Origin of the sequence: Psychrobacter sp. 1Y1 (assembly GCF_051847395.2) — a bacterium.
Classification (GTDB): Bacteria; Pseudomonadota; Gammaproteobacteria; order Pseudomonadales; family Moraxellaceae; genus Psychrobacter.
This window is the reverse complement of record NZ_JBPYDF020000001.1, coordinates 2,426,340-2,441,642: the sequence shown is the minus strand read 5'-3', so window position 1 is coordinate 2,441,642 and position 15,303 is coordinate 2,426,340. Positions and strand designations below refer to the sequence as shown.

Sequence of the window (15,303 nt, the reverse complement as noted above, 5' to 3'; positions counted from 1 at the left end):
TTATGTGATTGAGTCAGAGCGATATAAAGCCATGACCAATAGACTATTTTAAAAAATAGCTATTTTAGCATTCTCCTTACTAATAATGGGGTGATAATCATAAAAAGCAACGAATATATGAGAACGATTTCTAGTGTTTATAGCCGCTCATCATTGTCATTTCTAAATGAAAATCAATACCACTATACGCAAAAGGGAGAACTGCAATAACAGTTCTCCCTTCATTAAATCTCGTCCATATTCAGTACAGTAACAACGTCTTAGTTAGCAGTTGCTTCTTCAGCTGCTACAGGCTGAGTAGCTGCAGCATTAACCGGTGCTGCTTCAGGTGATTTGCCTGTTTTATCTGATAGTGAGTAGATATAAGCAGCAAGTAGCATGATACGCTCGTTACCTAGCTTAGTTTCCCACTGAGGCATAACGCCAGCACGGCCATAACGTAATGTATTACGTACAGTCTCACGCTCACCGCCATATAACCAGATATTGTCAGTCAAGTTCGGTGCACCTGCTGAAATCATACCTTTACCGCTTTCAGAGTGACAAAGTGCACACTGCTGCTTAAAGATAGCTTCGCCTTGATTAACCAAAGTTTGATCAAGTTCACCGTTACTCTTACTACCGTTATTTGGAGATAGTGACAATACATATTCAGAAGCTGCACGTACACCGTCTTCGCCGATCTGATCACGCCAAGCAGGCATACCGCCGATACGACCATTGTGTAGCGTGGTCAGAATGTTGCTAGCTTCGCCGCCATATAACCAATCATTGTCTGTTAGGTTAGGGTAGCCTGTCGCACCTTTAGCGTTAGAGCCATGACATACAGAACAGTTCTGTAAGAACAAGCGGCTACCAACTTTTAAAGCATTTGGATTTTCAGACAGTTTTTCGACATAAGGAGCAAGTTCTGCAACTTTTTCGTCAATTTTAGTCTGTAGATCTGCTGGCGGATTTTCACTACGACGCATGGTCGCTTGTAACTCGTTTAGCGTACCAAGTGTCGCAGTCGCACCTGCAGCATCTGCTTTTACCAAAATGCTTTTTTCAAAGTTATCGGTAAATACTTTGTTGTTGCTTTCAAGCTCACTGAACAACTCGTTTTTAGAGGTCCACGGTACAGTCTCACCGTCAACTTCTACGGTGGCGATACCTTCCCAGTGTTTCGGGAACATAGCTGGAAAGAATACCCAGTACGCCACACCCCAAACGATCGAGCCAAAAAATATCACCAACCACCACTTGGGCAGGGGTTTGTCGTATTCTCGGATGCCATCGTATTCATGACCTGTTGTACCGTCTTCTTCTACTTCTGGCTTGTACTTTAGAACCATCAAAAGGACGCCAAGAATAAATAGCCAACAAGCAAAACTAAATACAGTGATCCAAGAACTCCAAAAAAATGTCATCATTTATCCTTATTGCGCTGCTCTTCAGACAGAGATTTTATATCCTCGTCATCAAGCGCAAGTTGTGCATCTTCTTCGAAGCGTTTTTTGTTTTTTGGCGAATACGCCCACCATGCAACGCCTACGAAGGCAATAAAGGCAGAAACGGTCGCAATTGTTTGTAATTCACCAATACCCATTAGCGCTGTCCTTCCATTGCGGTACCTAACTGCTGTAGATAGGCGACCAAAGCGTCAAGCTCAGTAGCGCCAAGCACTGCATCTGGAGCGCCTTCAATGTCTTCTTCAGTATAAGGAACACCGAAGCGATCGCGGAATAGACGCATTTTAGCTTGAATGTTTTCGCCATCTACTTCGTTAGTCGCCAACCAAGGGAAACCTGGCATAACTGATTCAGGCACTAGCGAACGTGGATTGATCAAATGTTGCTTTTGCCAATCTTCAGAATAACGGCCACCAACACGTGCTAAATCTGGTCCAGTACGTTTCGATCCCCATAAGAATGGATGATCCCACGTCGACTCGGCGGCACGTGAATATGGTCCATAACGTTCAACCTCAGCACGTAGTGGGCGAACCATCTGCGTGTGACAAACGTGACAACCTTCACGAATATAAATATCACGACCTTCAAATTCAAGCGCTGTCCAAGGCTCCATAGCAGGAAGGGGAGCGTTCACCCCACCTTCTTCAGGACCCTTGTTGTCATAGATCAATGGCACGATTTCAACTAGCGTTGCAAAACTAATAGCAATCACGATACCAATGACTAACAAGCCTGTATTTTTTTCAATAATTTCATGCGGTGTACCAGCCATGATCGCTCCTTATACGTTAGCTGTCGAAGGTTTTTCGACACTAGGTTCATGATCCGTTGGATCAGCGACATCTACAGGCTTACCTTCTGGCATTTTGAGTGTTTTATAGCAGTTATAAGCCATTACAAACATACCCGATACATATAAGAAGCCACCAAATGCACGGCCAATATATGGGAAATGCGAGAATTCAACAGTATCAACGAAGCTATATACCAAAGTACCGTCTGGGTTAGTAGCCAGCCACATCATGCCTTGGCCAATACCTGAGATCCACATAGACACGATATAGAAAATCGTTCCTGCAGTCGCAAGCCAGAAATGCGTGGTGATTAAGCTGATAGAGTACATCTTCGGTTTGTTATAAATACGTGGTAGCAGTACGTATAGCGAACCAATGGTAATCATACCAACCCAGCCAAGTGCGCCTGAGTGTACGTGACCAACTGTCCAATCAGTATTATGTGATAGCGCATTCACTGTTTTGATAGACATCATTGGGCCTTCGAACGTCGACATCGCGTAGAACGACAATGCAACAATCATAAAGCGAATGATTGGATCGGTACGCAGCTTATCCCAACTACCTGATAGCGTTAGTACACCGTTAATCATACCACCCCAAGATGGTGCAAACAGGATGATTGAGAAGACCATAGCAAGAGACTGCGTCCAATCAGGAAGCGCTGAATAATGCAAATGGTGACCACCGGCCCACATATATGAAGCAATCAATGCCCAAAAGTGAACGATAGACAAACGATAAGAATAGATAGGACGACCAATCTGTACAGGAACGAAATAATACATCATTCCAAGGAAGGCTGCCGTTAAGTAAAAACCTACCGCATTATGCCCGTACCACCACTGCACCATCGCATCAGTTGCACCGCCAAATAGCGAATAAGATTTGAACGCGCTAACTGGAATCGCCATGCTGTTTACGATGTGTAGTAATGCAATCGTAATGATGAAAGCGGCAAAGAACCAGTTAGCCACATAGATATGTGAGGTTTTACGTTTGATGAGCGTACCAAAAAATACAATGGCATAAGAGATCCATACCAAGGCAATTAAGATATCAATAGGCCACTCAAGCTCAGCGTATTCTTTAGTCGAGGTCAAACCTAGAGGAAGGGTAATAACGGCGGATACGATAACCGCTTGCCAACCCCAAAAGGTAAACCAAGCCAAGTATGGCGCAAATAAGCGCGTTTTACAGGTACGCTGAACGATGTAATATGACGTTGCGAACAGGGCAGAGCCACCGAACGCAAAAATGACCGCATTGGTATGTAGCGGTCTTAAACGACTAAAGGTCAGCCATGGAATGTCAAAGTTGAGTGCTGGCCATGCTAACTGTGAAGCAATGAACACACCAAGACTCATGCCGACGATGCCCCAAACGACAGCCATGATCGTAAAAAATCTTACGACAGTAATTTCATACTCACGGTCAACTGGGGCGACTGCTGTGTTTTGTAAACTCATTGGATGATTCCTTTACAGCCCGAATTATCAACAGAATTAACCAACAATCTATGCTGTCTGCACTATAAATACTCTCAAATTTGTATTTATACTAGCGCCAACACATGTTGTTTTTTGGCTTATTTAGCGCAATGACGTCATTAACTATCGATTTAGGCCCTTACTGTCTATTAGTTAATACTAATAAATAGAAATAGGCATTTCATACACTTTACTTAAAGTCAATCGATAGTAGGATTGTTAATAGATCATCAAGGTAAATAAGAAGACGCGCCGTTTTGAGCATCAAACATCTCATAAGGCTAAATATGTATCTTAATTATTACGAAAAAATCTGTACTAATGAAGATAGATACCCATATCTATAGGGCTATTAAAACGCATTGACCATAGATGTATGCTAGCGGCGGCTGACAAAAAACACGATTATGTAATGTTTGGTTAAAACTCCCGACTCTGTTTAAGGGTATTGTAACGCAATCCTAATTAAATATCATCAGAACTATGCGCCAAAATACAAACTCTTTGGTATAAATGTTAGCGAGCAACTTATTATTGCTGTGCTACTCCTCTATTTTATACACAATTTTGTCACTATTCTAGATGCTCATTTTGATTGAATAGAGCAGGCGCTCGCTAAACATAAGCGTAGACCTGCAAAGAAGTTTTGTAACAATAACATTGCTGAGCCGATAAATAGGTTTTACTTCTTATCAAGTCGCCCTTTATAATGAGGTTGAACGTCATTAATGGCTATGTATTGCATAGGTCTATTGATAGCAATCATTTTAACAATTCTAATAGTTAGGCCAAGAGTGCCTCAAGGGATATTGGTCTGACAGAATATCAATTAAGGATAATATAATATGGCAGTTTTTTTGACAGATGAATGGTTTGAGCAAGTAGAAAAAATGGGCAACGAAGCAGGTGAGTTAAATTTACCACCAGTACTTGCCAATATGGTCGTCAACTTAAAAGTGGCTGAAGCTGATAAAACTATCGAAGCCAATTTTGCAAATGGTTTGCTGCATCGCGGCTTAAACGATAATGCAACGACGACGCTGCTATTAGATCGCGATATCCTACAGTCTATCATCACTGATTTTGATACCAATCAAATCATGGGTGCGTTTATGAGTGGCAAAATCCGTGTCGAAGGCGATATGTCTCAGTTGATGGCCGTACAGACTGCACGTCCAAGCGCAGAGCAAAAAGAGTTGTATACTCGTATCAAATCAATGACGACGATGGCTTAATCGTATATTTATATGACTTTTGCGTTACGTTTTTGGGTTGTAAGAATCCATAAGACACAAAAAAGCCCCTAATTCATATTAGGGGCTTTTTTATTGCGCAATCAAATAGGCATAAAAAGTCTTTCAAACAGTCTAGCTAGCTTTTGATTGCTGCGTCGCATTTGATTGGTTCTCTTTGTATATTGCTGCTTGTAGCCATACGTTTGCTTGGACGTAGTCATGTACTTTGATGCTATTGGTTTCAGCAGTGTTGAGCGCACCAATACGCACTACAAAAGGATCCGCATCTTGCTCACGTAGCGTCACCACGTCAAACAATATGATAGATTTACCATTGAAGACGGTTTCTTGTTTACCAAGTACTTGCCCCTGACACCAAGCCTCGTCTTCTTGTCCTAGCGTATCGCCAAACAAGTAAGCGCACATATGGCCCAAGTTAATCTCGACAGGTGCCATTTGTTCTTTGGTCTCAGGTTTCCATTCGCTGATTTGCTCTTGCAAGTCATCAGGAATTTTTCCGTCATTTGCTGCCACGATGTCGTTAAAGGCACGGTGATAACGGATAGACTCTTGATCTTCGACCATGATGACTTCATTTTGCTCACTTAGCTTAATTTCGTGCGCCCAAGCACTAAAGTTCACATAGTAAGAGGTGTCGCGCTGATATAGATGACGGTTGGTCGTATAGAGTTGATCAAACGCATAAATAATACTGCCATCAGCAGTACGTAAACGTAATACTGCATCGTGCGAGTTGTCATTGGCGATGACACGCTCAATTTTGCAGTTCAATCCGTAAGGACTATCGACACAAGGGTAGGCATTGATAAAGCATTCTGGCTTACCATCTTTCATCGCGAGCACTTGATTAATATGGCAAGGCTGATCTTCTGATAGAAGCAGGCAGCTGTCTTTTGCACTGACGTTATTGTTCAGGCCTTTAGGCATCGCTGCGACTTCGATCATTTTTTGTAGCCATTCAGGCACATCATGACTCATATCGTCGGTCAGAATACGCCAGTGATCGGCGTGACCTGCAGACTGCTCATCGGTCAATGTGATCTTGGTGGGAGATTGAATGTTTTTGTATTGATAATTTATGGTCATGAAAATACTCAAAATTAAGTCAGCGTGAGGTTTGTATCTAATACTATATTTGCTTGTGTACCATCCAACATTTTAAATGATTGGTTTATGATGGTCAGCGATATTATCAGTAAATAGCGAGTAAACCTCAATGAGGGGTTAATGACAATTGTCTTTAGCATATAATATATAGGTATTGGTGCAGCTAATAGCAAGCCCCCTATAAAAAATAATAACAAAACCCAGTTTTTTGGTAAAAAATACTCTCAGTTGTTGCTAATGACTGGCACATATCAGCTAGTTTGTGTCAAACTAGCTCCCTTTTGACAGCTGTTATTGGCTCGTCTGACACCCTGTTTTTGTGTTTGATTTATATGTGAGTAGTAGCAACTGTATGATGCATTTACTACTGCTCGTTATGCAACCTATATAAAGTCGCACGTAGATAAGATAAAGAGTTTGAATATGTTTCGTCCTTTAGCGTTATTTATCGGCTTACGATATACCCGAGCAGAACGTAGTAATGGCTTTATCTCCTTTATATCACTCATCTCGATGATTGGTCTGACGCTTGGGGTTGCCGTATTGATTACGGTGCTATCAGTGATGAACGGCTTTGACCGTGAACTGAAAACCCGCATTTTGGGAATGGTGCCGCAGGCTACTGTGGTCTCATCAGAAATTATTGGCGACTGGGAACAGCTAGCCGATCAGATTAAAGAAGACCCAGAAGTGGCAGCTGTGGCACCATTTATTCAACTGCAAGGGATGCTGACATCAAATGGTCAGGTCGCAGGGATCATGGTGACAGGCGTCGAGCCTGAATACGAAAAAAACGTCTCCATTATCAATGAGCACATGATTGAAGGTAGTATTGACACCCTGAAAAGTGGTGATTTCAGTATCGTGTTGGGCGAGGAGATGGTGCAGTCTTTGGGTCTGCAAATAGGGGATAAAGTGACGCTGGTATTACCAGAAGCGTCACCATCACCAGCAGGTGTGATACCGCGATTTAAGCGTTTTACTCTGACAGGTATCTTTACGATCAGCCCAGAAGTAGACAGTCTCATGGCGTTTATCCCGATGGGAGATGCGGCAAAATTACTGCGTTTGCCAGAAGGCGCGCAGGGCGTACGCATGAAGCTTAACGACATCTTTACTGCGCCGATAGCTGCGGAAAAAGCGGCTGCTATCGCACCTGAAAAGCTATATCCAAATGACTGGACACAAACTCATGGCAATCTGTTTGGGGCTATTCAAATGGAAAAAGCCATGGTCGGGTTATTACTATTTTTGATTATCTTAGTTGCTGCTTTTAACATTGTTTCAAGTCTGGTCATGCTAGTAACCGATAAAAAAGCAGATATCGCAATCTTAAAAACTTTTGGTGCGTCTCCTCGCTTGATTACGCAAGTCTTTATGGTTCAAGGTGTGGTCATCGGTGTCATCGGTACTATCGCTGGTACGATATTGGGTGTGATATTTGCGCTTACGGTCAGCGATATTTTAGGCTTTATTAACCAAGCCTTTGGTCTAAACCTATTTGATGCGTATTTTGTCAATTACTTGCCATCGCAGTTGCGTTTGTTAGATGTGGTATTAATCACAGGTGCATCGTTTGTACTGAGCTTTTTGGCAACGATTTATCCAGCGCGCCGAGCGGCTAAGATTCAGCCTGCTCAAACGCTACGCTATGAGTAATCGCAAACGTCCAAATGTTGAAATAAATACCGAAATAAATAAAATAAAGGAAGCGCTATGTCTGCCATTTTAGAGGCGACCAATATCAATAAGATATATGATGAAGGCGCGGTCAGTACACAAGTATTGACTGGTCTTGATCTGACTGTTCATGCGGGTGAGCGCATCGCTATCGTTGGAACCAGTGGTTCAGGTAAAAGTACGTTGCTACATTTGCTTGGTGGTCTAGATACGCCAACCAGTGGTGAGGTTTGGTTGCATGGTCAGCTATTAAATAGCATGAATGAAACTGAGCGCGGGGCAATGCGTAACAAGCATTTGGGTTTTATTTATCAGTTTCACCACCTGTTGGCAGAGTTTACAGCAATCGAAAACGTAGCTATGCCATTGCTGATGCGTCCAGAAGTATCAACGACTGATGCTCGTAAGCAAGCGGTTGAGATTCTAGAAAATGTCGGTCTGGAGCATCGTTTGATGCATAGACCAGGTGAGCTATCAGGTGGCGAACGACAACGTGTAGCGATTGCACGCGCGCTAGTGACTAAGCCATCGCTTATTTTGGCGGACGAGCCAACAGGTAACTTGGACTACGACAATGCACAAAGCGTCTTTGGCCTGTTATCAGAGCTACAAAGCACCATGCAAACGGCGCTACTTATGGTGACGCATGATCGCAATTTGGCGGCTCTTGCTGACCGTCAGTTGTTGCTTCGCAATGGACATTGGGAACAGTATTAATAATTTTTTGTATTAGGTCGAAAAACTGACCGAAACGCCATTTATTGGCATCTGTCATGGATATAGTGGCTGTCATATTAAAGAGTTATTGTTATATTACTAAGAAAACATATCATAGAAACTAGCGATTAAGCGGTTGTGAGCCAGCCGCCTTATCTATTTTATAAGGATGCGTAAAATGCGTGAAGATGATAATCCAATTGCAGCTTTTGGCAGTGCGGAAGAGGGTGATGAGCCGTTAAAGCCTTACATCGATCCAACTTTGTTTGAAACGCTCGATAGGCAGGCACAAACTGAGCTACTGACCCCTGTGTTTGATGCCATCACTTTGGCTGGGGTTGATTACGACCTAAAAGTTCAAGACAGCGCGACAGGTAAGCGTTATACGCTCTGTAAGAATGATGAAGTCATTGAGATCGTACCCATGGATAGCAATTTCACTGACAAAGTTTTGAATGCTATAGAGAACAGTAAAGAAGAATAAGCTTCGTTAGCTTAGTTTAGCTAGGGCGTAAGCGTGATAGCCAGATAACAAAGATAGATTGTCTTATAACTTGTCAGATTCGTCAGAAGGTTTTTGCTGACGTTTCTGCCAGCTTGCTACGGTCTTATAACGCCAAATGGCCTTAAATGCCAAACCGCAAATAAGACTGGTGACTACGGCTAAAATCGTTAGCCCGATACAAAATGCAGCAAGCGATACGGTACCGCGATAAGTAATGAACGGATTGGCACCATTTGATAATGCCCATAAGCTAAAATCAGCAATCATTCTACCGATGAATCGCAAGCTAATTACAGGTGCATCAATGATCTTTGCACCGATATAGTATCCAGCATAAAAGATGGGTAAGCTAGTGACTGGGTTGGTAATCCATGTTAAACCAAGCGCCATAGGGACATTGGCACGAAAAATAAGCGAGCCAATAAGTGCCAGTAACATCTGTCCTGGCAGCGGAAAAAATGCACTCAATACACCGATATAGACGGCCTTATTTAGGCTGTGTCGATTGAAATGCCATAACCTTGGATCAGCTAAGTGCGGTGCAAACAGCTTTAAAGTGCGACTTTCTAAGATTTTCTCTGGTGTAGGAAGTAGGTCTTTTAGACGTTTTTGGGGCACAGGATCGCCTTTAATCATTAACTACAGTCTACTCAATGGTATTGAGAAGCTGGTATAAAGTAATATATGGTGAGTAGGATAAAGGTTAGAACACACAGAATGGTGATGTCAGATAGTTACCACCTAATACGTTGCCTCAGTATAGGGTAATATAAATATAAATGCTATTGCATCGCGTACCATTTGCTATAGTAAGTAACCATATTTGGCCGAATAATATTTAAGTCATCAAGCAAGGAGTGCTGGTGTACTGGTTGATTGGTAGCCTCATAATTATAGTTATGATGGGCGTATTGGCAGTCGCAGATAATGTGATATTGCCAACTGACTTATCCTTGCTAGAGACAGTTGGTACGTCTAATCTGTCGTTGGCGCTGATTGTATTTGCTACGTTTCTGTTGGCATCTGCTCAATTCAACATACCCTTGATAGACAGCCACAGCGCTGATAACAGTACCTCTAACAACGCATCTCGTCATACTAAACTTCCTTTCCGAATTATTAGACACTTGGTCTTAGCTTTGCTAGCGGCTGCATTAATGATAGGCAGCGCATTGCAAGCTTTAGTTACTCATCAACAAGCAGAAAACACTGAAATAACTGCTCCGATACGAGTACAAGCACTCGTGCATATCGAAGGGTTGAGCGATAGTGTTTATGATGCTGCTACAGATAGCGGTTATAGACAAGTAGCGGTGATAACGAATATCGCTCCGTTAGTCGCTGAGCTAACGCCCCAAGAGTTAGCAATTAAAACATCCGACTACTTAGATGCAAATAAAAATAGCCTAAGCATCAATCACGATGTTAATCCTAATGAAGTTAATCTCAAAGTTAGCGAACACCGAGTCCTACTTAACGCCTATCCAAGAAAGTCTGCAAATGATAGCCAGTTTGCATTCTTAAACGATTTGCAGCCCGGTGATGAGATATTCATGAGCCTAGCACTGGCGCCGTTGGCTACTTCTGAGCAAGCAGTCAATAACCCTACTGGTTTTGACAGTTATCGCTGGTTGCGAGGTCGGCATATTGATGGCGTTGCAAATATTTTGGCCGTTAGCCCTACATTGGTAAATAGTAGCGAAATTAGCAATGAAATCAGCGATAAAAAATATTCGAAGCAGTCGCTAGACTCTGATTCATATCTTCAGCGCTTTCGTACTCGTATCGATCAGGGGCGTTGGCGATTACGACAGCATTTCTATCAAGACTGGTCAGCACAAACGACAGCAGAGCAACAAGCAAAAGCCGTGACATTAAGTCTGCTCACGGGTGATCGTAGCTTGATTAATCGTGATACTAAGGACTTATATCAACTGGCGGGTATCTCACATCTGCTCGCTATTTCAGGCACGCACGTACTGTTTTTAGCTATTGTGCTAGCAGGTATAGTTGTACTGCTGTTTGATCGTAATTATTCAACGATTTATCGTCGTATTCCGCGTTGGCAAGTGCGCTGGTGGGTAATGATTGGTGCCGCTTTTATTTATGCGCTATTTACTGGTTTTGACGTGCCTGCTGCCCGTACGGCTTGGATGTTATTGGCGATTGGATTTATCAGACTAACATTGCTTCCTATTAGTACGACGCGCGTGCTATTGGCACTGGCTGTGTTGATGGCCTGGCGTGACCCTTACGTATTATGGCAGGCGGGATACTGGCTATCTTTTATTGCAGTGGCGTTATTACTCAAGTATGACGATAAGTCGTATCAGCATCAGACTACTGCTGTAACGAATTTATACAATGATAAGCCACGTACTCATATCAGTAACGCGCTATCTAACCGTGTTTGGCGAATGGTCAAGCATGTGTTTAAATTACAGTTTTGGCTGTTTCTTACTTTATTACCCGTTACGTTGCTTTTATTTGGTAAGGCGTCGTTATGGGGCCTTTTTATCAATTTATTTGCTATTGGGCTATTTGGTTGGGTGATTGTACCGCTCAATCTATTAGCAGGACTATGTTACCTTCTGGTGCCGAGTATTGCTGATATTCTTTGGGTAATTATTAGTACGATAGTTGGTCATCTACACGATTTGATGAGTTGGCTGACGTCATTGCCAGCGCTAACGGATGCGTGGCTCTATACACCAGTTAATATAGCAATACTATCGATGGCTTTGCTAAGTGCATTGCCTTGGCTGTTGCCACGAGGTTTACTCAGTCGTTGGTTGATGTTACCACCATTAACGTTGCTGATGATGACGGTGTATGCCAATCAGCAGTCGCTGGTAACTGTACCGACCTTATATATTCTACCAACGGGTGATTCGTATATAACGGTGGCATTGCTGCAATATCCTACCGTCAATGAAAACAGTACCAATTGGTTGTTCTTAGCTGATCATAGACCAGCATCTACACGAACGATGCCAAGCAGCCTAACAGCAGACAAATTATCTGAAACTTTAAAGCAGCAATTGGGTAGTTTATCTGTCGATAAGTTAGAGAGTATTGTCGTACAAAGCAGTAGTATTGGCCTGACTGATACGTTAATTCCTGACGATAAGAATATTGCTAATACCAAAAATCCTGAATTACTACCGACGACCGTTGCTCAATTAAATGACCGCTTAACCATTAGCCAATATTGGCAAGCAGGGCGTTCTGATCGTTGGTCTACATTTCAGCAAGCTTATAAAACAGTTAGACAATCTGAAGATACGCCTACTATCAGTGCCCAACGTTGTGAGCAAGGCAAAATATGGCAGTCGGCCAATGATGAGTTGTCAGTACAAGCCATCACTGGTTGGACCAAGATAGGTGATACCAGCGTTTGGGATTGTACGATTGCTCTTGATACTAATCTGCCTATACGAGTTCTGAGATACAATGCGGCAGATCCACTCAATTCGTTACCTGCCAATTCACCTGTTAGCCCTCAAGCACAAATAGTCGCCAATCAGTTAACTAGCAAACAGTCAGCGTCTTCCCAGTCGCGTTTGATTCTAGATACTGATACTCATCAACGCGTTTGGCAACTGTGGTCATTACTATGTTCAGTTGAATCGAATAATGATGACATGCTATTCAAAAATACAAGGTGGCTTGGTCATAGTGCCTCGCAGATCACGGCTGATGTCATAAGTCGTCAGAGAGTCGATGAAGTTACAACCTATGATAATAAGCCGTTAGACGCGGCATTATCGCTAAATAACTAAATCGCTAAGCAATATTGATAGTATTCCCAATGCCGAGACTACTAATCCTCAAAAATAAGGCTTATATTATCAGCGTTACAATATAGTGATATTTCACAGTTATACTATTGAACCATTATCGAAATACCACCATACTTAGCAGCCTATTAATACCGATGATTGACACGGCGAGGAGATATTTATTTTTAGCCGTATCTACCAATATCATCTTTTTATTGTTTTAGATTGTTTCTGACTTAGGAAGTTATATGCCCAACTGGCCACCAGACCCTAACAAACGTCCTGATAATTCGGCAAATCAGCCAACGCCAATGCAGCAACCAAACGCGCCGAGCGGACAAGAGTGGAAAGTACTGGAAAACACCTTATTAGCGAGTGTGGTTGAGCAGCGCCGTGCTCGTCGCTGGAGTATTTTCTTTAAACTGTTGACCTTTGGTTATATATTATTGATATTTTTGACCGTAGGTCGCGGATGTAGTGGTTCGCCAACAGGTATGGATGCCGTTGATACTAGCTCGCCGCATTTGGCAGTGGTTGAGCTGCAAGGTGTGATCAGTAATGATGACGTGGCCAACGCTTACGACGTCAATGAGGCATTGAGAGACGCTTTTGCAAACAGTAACTCAAAAGCAGTGGCGTTAGACATTAACTCACCTGGCGGTTCACCGGTACAGTCTGATGAGATTTGGCAGACCATGATGGACTTACGCCAAGAGTACCCAGACAAAAAGCTTTATGCGGTGATTGGTGATATCGGTGCGTCAGGTGCTTATTATATTGCGTCTGCCGCAGATGAGATTTATGTCAATCCGTCAAGTTTGGTCGGCTCTATCGGTGTCATTATGCCAAGCTACAACGTCAAAGGCTTGATGGACAAAGTTGGTGTAGAAGATCGTACGATTACGGCTGGTGAGTATAAAGATATCTTAAGCTTATCTCGTCCATTGACTGACTACGAAGAAAAACATGTCGAAGGTGTGCTTGCTAATACGCACAAGCATTTCATCAATGCCGTCAAAGAAGGCCGCGGTGATCGCTTGAAAAATCCTGAACAAAACAAACTGTTTTCAGGACTATTTTGGACCGGTGAGCAATCTATCGAGTTAGGTTTGGCAGACAAAACGGGCAGTATCACAAGCCTCAGTAAACAATTGGATCTTGATACGATCATCAGCTATAGCCCTACCGATCCGTTCCAAATGTTTATGGATCGCTTTGCGGTACAATTGGGTGCAGGCATTGGCTCTAGCATGAGTCTTGATGGGTTTTTGCCCCAAGAAGAAGGTAATGCAAAAATGCGTTAAGCGTTTAATATTTTAGATATACTGTGTATGATTGTTGGGGCTGAGCATATAATTATGCTCAGCCTTAATTGTATGTAATACCAGATAAGAAACCTTGGCCCAAGTGATAGCCTGATTAAATTGGCTATACAACTATAACCATCAAACACAGTCGTCAAACTTGCCATATAAACATGGTTGGTTTTGAAGAAGTTATTTTTAATGCTGTTGGTTTTAATAATGGTACAAGGTTCAATCATTAAAATAATATATAACATAAACGATCCTACGAGAGTCTGTCATGAGTGATGAAATAAATTTGCAGTCCTTTGCTAAACTGCCTGTCTCTAAAATAACCAATAAACCTGTGCTGCATTTTGCTCATGCTAATGGAATGCCAAGCGCGGTATATGAGCCATTTTTTGAAGGTTTATCAGAATTTTTTACGATTGAATATATTGCGATGTTGGGTGATACGCCTGATTATCCAGTGGATGATCATTGGCGTAGTTTGACGCAGCAAATCATTGATAGCGTAAACAATGCCTGTAAAAAGCATGACGTTGCACAGGTAGTAGGAGTGGGGCATTCGCTTGGGGCTATGTGTACGTTGCAGGCCACGTATCGTCAGCCTGAACTGTTTGCACAAGCGGTGCTTATGGATCCGCCTTGGATTTATGGCAAAGTCAGCTTGTTGTGGCATTTGGCAAAGACAGCAGACAGATTACCGCTTATGAATAATCGTCTGATGGACAAACTGTCACCAGCTGGCGTGTCTAAGCATCGCCGTGATGTGTGGGATAGCCGGGATGAAGCATATGAGAAAATGCGGCATAAAGGGTTTTTTAAGAATTTTGATGAGCGTAGCTTTCAAGGATATATCGATCACGGCTTGCATGAGCGCGCGGATGGCAAAGTGACATTGGCTATCCCTAAAGCCAGCGAAGTCGCTGTGTTCCGTACCAATCCATCTTGGTATTGGTTAGCACCGAATCGTGGTCCGAAAGTGCCTGTTACCTTAATTATAGGTCAAGATAGTATCTTTTTAAAACGTCGCTTTCCCCAACAGATACAGTCGCGCTTAGGTATTCCTTATGAGACTCATAAAGGGGGGCATATGTTCCCGCTAGAGCATCCAGAGTCTGTCTCAATGCAGGTGCTCGCCTTGATCGAGCAGCAACTGCCAAAATAAAAGTAAGGTATCGTCAATTCGTCAGGCTCTTAGATGTGAGCTG

The 15,303-nt window shown here is 42.7% G+C and carries 13 protein-coding genes; 7 read left to right on the top strand and 6 right to left on the bottom strand.

Going from position 1 to position 15,303, the window contains the following annotated elements; genetic code table 11:
* Positions 1-260: 260 nt before the first annotated feature.
* From ACS8FA_RS24130 to ccoN, 4 genes are read right to left on the bottom strand one after another with little or no spacing between them, the layout of a single operon-like run.
* Positions 261-1,409 carry a c-type cytochrome gene (locus ACS8FA_RS24130; protein WP_439264820.1) on the bottom strand — a complete coding sequence of 383 codons (1,149 nt, stop codon included), beginning with the start codon at positions 1,407-1,409 and terminating at the stop codon, positions 261-263.
* A complete protein-coding gene (locus tag ACS8FA_RS24125) occupies positions 1,409-1,588 on the bottom strand; it encodes a CcoQ/FixQ family Cbb3-type cytochrome c oxidase assembly chaperone (RefSeq protein ID WP_057760804.1) in 180 nt (59 codons plus the stop codon). Before ACS8FA_RS24125 ends, ACS8FA_RS24130 begins: the two co-directional genes overlap by 1 nt.
* Positions 1,588-2,226 (bottom strand): cytochrome-c oxidase, cbb3-type subunit II, encoded by a 639-nt coding sequence (ccoO, locus tag ACS8FA_RS24120; RefSeq protein ID WP_057760802.1) that lies wholly within the window; start codon positions 2,224-2,226, stop codon positions 1,588-1,590. Before ccoO ends, ACS8FA_RS24125 begins: the two co-directional genes overlap by 1 nt.
* Before the next feature lie 9 nt (positions 2,227-2,235).
* On the bottom strand, positions 2,236-3,717 hold the full coding sequence (ccoN, locus tag ACS8FA_RS24115; protein ID WP_058024766.1) for a cytochrome-c oxidase, cbb3-type subunit I: 1,482 nt from the start codon (positions 3,715-3,717) through the stop codon (positions 2,236-2,238).
* Between the two features lie 866 nt (positions 3,718-4,583).
* Between ccoN and ACS8FA_RS24110 the strand changes: the two genes are divergently transcribed.
* Positions 4,584-4,973: an SCP2 sterol-binding domain-containing protein gene (locus tag ACS8FA_RS24110; protein ID WP_057760797.1), complete on the top strand. Its 390-nt coding sequence runs from the start codon at positions 4,584-4,586 to the stop codon at positions 4,971-4,973.
* 132 nt (positions 4,974-5,105) lie between these two features.
* Here the strand turns inward: ACS8FA_RS24110 and ACS8FA_RS24105 are convergent, their stop codons facing one another.
* Positions 5,106-6,080 carry a hypothetical protein gene (locus ACS8FA_RS24105; RefSeq protein WP_165596796.1) on the bottom strand — a complete coding sequence of 325 codons (975 nt, stop codon included), beginning with the start codon at positions 6,078-6,080 and terminating at the stop codon, positions 5,106-5,108.
* Positions 6,081-6,524: 444 nt separating this feature from the next.
* On the opposite strand from ACS8FA_RS24105, the gene ACS8FA_RS24100 reads away from it, so the two are divergent.
* From ACS8FA_RS24100 to ACS8FA_RS24090, 3 genes are all read left to right on the top strand, one after another.
* Positions 6,525-7,760 (top strand): lipoprotein-releasing ABC transporter permease subunit, encoded by a 1,236-nt coding sequence (locus tag ACS8FA_RS24100; RefSeq protein ID WP_102092330.1) that lies wholly within the window; start codon positions 6,525-6,527, stop codon positions 7,758-7,760.
* Between the two features lie 57 nt (positions 7,761-7,817).
* Positions 7,818-8,498 carry a lipoprotein-releasing ABC transporter ATP-binding protein LolD gene (lolD, locus tag ACS8FA_RS24095; RefSeq protein ID WP_057760792.1) on the top strand — a complete coding sequence of 227 codons (681 nt, stop codon included), beginning with the start codon at positions 7,818-7,820 and terminating at the stop codon, positions 8,496-8,498.
* 178 nt (positions 8,499-8,676) lie between these two features.
* Positions 8,677-8,982: a hypothetical protein gene (locus tag ACS8FA_RS24090; protein WP_057760791.1), complete on the top strand. Its 306-nt coding sequence runs from the start codon at positions 8,677-8,679 to the stop codon at positions 8,980-8,982.
* Between the two features lie 63 nt (positions 8,983-9,045).
* Here ACS8FA_RS24090 and ACS8FA_RS24085 read toward each other — a convergent pair whose 3' ends face one another.
* Positions 9,046-9,621, bottom strand: a complete 576-nt coding sequence (locus tag ACS8FA_RS24085; protein ID WP_227522947.1) for a DUF2062 domain-containing protein — start codon at positions 9,619-9,621, stop codon at positions 9,046-9,048.
* Between the two features lie 245 nt (positions 9,622-9,866).
* On the opposite strand from ACS8FA_RS24085, the gene ACS8FA_RS24080 reads away from it, so the two are divergent.
* The 3 genes from ACS8FA_RS24080 (at position 9,867) to ACS8FA_RS24070 (ending at position 15,260) form a co-directional block, all read left to right on the top strand.
* Positions 9,867-12,785, top strand: coding sequence for a ComEC/Rec2 family competence protein (locus tag ACS8FA_RS24080; RefSeq protein ID WP_439264824.1), 2,919 nt, complete (start codon positions 9,867-9,869; stop codon positions 12,783-12,785).
* A gap of 248 nt (positions 12,786-13,033) precedes the next feature.
* Entirely contained in the window at positions 13,034-14,089 is a 1,056-nt protein-coding gene (gene sppA / locus ACS8FA_RS24075; protein WP_179798259.1) for a signal peptide peptidase SppA, read from the top strand.
* Between the two features lie 280 nt (positions 14,090-14,369).
* A complete protein-coding gene (locus ACS8FA_RS24070) occupies positions 14,370-15,260 on the top strand; it encodes an alpha/beta fold hydrolase (RefSeq protein WP_439264825.1) in 891 nt (296 codons plus the stop codon).
* Positions 15,261-15,303 lie beyond the last annotated feature (43 nt).

Excerpts from the sequence above, each read along its gene's own strand:
- lolD (WP_057760792.1), top strand. The coding sequence starts at position 7,818 with ATGTCTGCCATTTTAGAGGCGACCAATATCAATAAGATATATGATGAA.
- sppA (WP_179798259.1), top strand. The coding sequence starts at position 13,034 with ATGCCCAACTGGCCACCAGACCCTAACAAACGTCCTGATAATTCGGCA.
- ACS8FA_RS24070 (WP_439264825.1), top strand. The coding sequence starts at position 14,370 with ATGAGTGATGAAATAAATTTGCAGTCCTTTGCTAAACTGCCTGTCTCT.
- ACS8FA_RS24105 (WP_165596796.1), bottom strand. The coding sequence starts at position 6,080 with ATGACCATAAATTATCAATACAAAAACATTCAATCTCCCACCAAGATC.
- ccoO (WP_057760802.1), bottom strand. The coding sequence starts at position 2,226 with ATGGCTGGTACACCGCATGAAATTATTGAAAAAAATACAGGCTTGTTA.
- ccoN (WP_058024766.1), bottom strand. The coding sequence starts at position 3,717 with ATGAGTTTACAAAACACAGCAGTCGCCCCAGTTGACCGTGAGTATGAA.
- ACS8FA_RS24090 (WP_057760791.1), top strand. The coding sequence starts at position 8,677 with ATGCGTGAAGATGATAATCCAATTGCAGCTTTTGGCAGTGCGGAAGAG.
- ACS8FA_RS24110 (WP_057760797.1), top strand. The coding sequence starts at position 4,584 with ATGGCAGTTTTTTTGACAGATGAATGGTTTGAGCAAGTAGAAAAAATG.
- ACS8FA_RS24130 (WP_439264820.1), bottom strand. The coding sequence starts at position 1,409 with ATGACATTTTTTTGGAGTTCTTGGATCACTGTATTTAGTTTTGCTTGT.
- ACS8FA_RS24125 (WP_057760804.1), bottom strand. The coding sequence starts at position 1,588 with ATGGGTATTGGTGAATTACAAACAATTGCGACCGTTTCTGCCTTTATT.
- ACS8FA_RS24100 (WP_102092330.1), top strand. The coding sequence starts at position 6,525 with ATGTTTCGTCCTTTAGCGTTATTTATCGGCTTACGATATACCCGAGCA.